Origin of the sequence: Pricia antarctica (genome assembly GCF_900101815.1) — a bacterium.
GTDB lineage: Bacteria > Bacteroidota > Bacteroidia > Flavobacteriales > Flavobacteriaceae > Pricia > Pricia antarctica.
This window is the reverse complement of record NZ_FNAO01000048.1, coordinates 1-1,181: the sequence shown is the minus strand read 5'-3', so window position 1 is coordinate 1,181 and position 1,181 is coordinate 1. Positions and strand designations below refer to the sequence as shown.

Below are 1,181 nucleotides of genomic sequence, written 5' to 3'. Positions count from 1 at the left end.
TTTCCCATACTGATCCGGCCACGGAAAAGCTCCTTCAAGAGGCTTGTATAGGTCCGTCCTTCATGATATTATAGGCTTGTGCAACGGTTACCATTGTTATCTTTAGTGCTATTTCCCGATCGGTTTCAATTTGCTTTCCTTCATTTGTTTTTCAATGTATTTTTTCAATTCTGAATAGGTCATATTTTGAGTTTCCGAACCTATTTTGTTCCGAACCTCCCGCATCATTTTCACGGCATCGAATGTTTTCGTTTTGTCAATCGTTTTCATATCTGATAAGATCTTTCGGACTTCTAATTTCTATCATTTGGTAGCCCAGTTTTAGGTTTACCGAATTATAGCCTTTTATTCTGTCCAAGTTTACAATATGTTTGAAATTCCAACTTGCCAATACGTCAACTTTGTTTATAGTGGCAAGGGCAATATGTCGGCAGTCCACCAAACTGGTCTGTCCGACCACTTTTTCCGCGATATATTTGTCCGCAAGTTTAATCGATTCCTCTGTCAGTTCCAACCGCTCGAATTTATCGGTGGGATATTTGTGAAGCAGTTCCCTGACATTTTCTGGAGCGCCGATCAGTTCAAGATCCAGAAGTTCCGAAACGACGAAGATTATTTCATTACCCTCCAGTCTCTTGAAAAATTCGCAAGTATCTTCTTTGAATTCTTCGTCAAAATAACCGCCGACAACGGAAGTATCAATATAAATCCTTTGTTTCATCCATTGTTTTTATGCTCCAATAAATTTACGAAAAAAGAATGACAGGTTGAATTTGGCTGAAGGTCGATTTGAATGTTCGTTAAGGCTATGGCAAGTAGGGCGGTCGGCACGCACCGGCCTTTCCGTCTAGACCCTAGCCAAGGCTTTTGCATTTTGTTATTATCTTAGTTCTCTTAATTGCCAAATCAAAAGATTTGGCGGTGCTCGAAGACACGCCCAAGCCAATGGGCATAGGACCTTACGCCCTATTTGCTATAGCAATTGTTGACAACTGGCTTTTCCGCAGTCTCCTAGTATTCCTGAATCAATACTTCTGTGGGGATGTGCAGATTTGCGCTCAGTTTTCTGATCATGTCCAAGGTCAATTTTCGCTTATTGTTCATTATTTCGCTTACACGACTTTTGAACCCTACCATTTCGACCAGATCCTTTTGTTTCATTCCCATTTGTTCCATTCGGA

At 40.7% G+C, this 1,181-nt stretch carries 3 protein-coding genes; all 3 read right to left on the bottom strand.

Features of this window, described 5'->3' with window-relative positions; translation table 11 throughout:
- Positions 1 to 108: 108 nt before the first annotated feature.
- Positions 109 to 270: a hypothetical protein gene (locus BLT07_RS21165; RefSeq protein WP_175455401.1), complete on the bottom strand. Its 162-nt coding sequence runs from the start codon at positions 268 to 270 to the stop codon at positions 109 to 111.
- Entirely contained in the window at positions 257 to 721 is a 465-nt protein-coding gene (locus tag BLT07_RS20630) for a PIN domain-containing protein (RefSeq protein ID WP_091874517.1), read from the bottom strand. Before BLT07_RS20630 ends, BLT07_RS21165 begins: the two co-directional genes overlap by 14 nt.
- Positions 722 to 1,011: 290 nt before the next feature.
- A partial coding sequence (locus BLT07_RS20625) for a helix-turn-helix domain-containing protein (protein WP_139205196.1) occupies positions 1,012 to 1,181 on the bottom strand: 170 nt, incomplete at its 5' end.

Bases quoted from the DNA above. Each gene is read 5' to 3' on its own strand.
- BLT07_RS20630 (WP_091874517.1), bottom strand. From the start codon at position 721: ATGAAACAAAGGATTTATATTGATACTTCCGTTGTCGGCGGTTATTTT.
- BLT07_RS21165 (WP_175455401.1), bottom strand. From the start codon at position 270: ATGAAAACGATTGACAAAACGAAAACATTCGATGCCGTGAAAATGATG.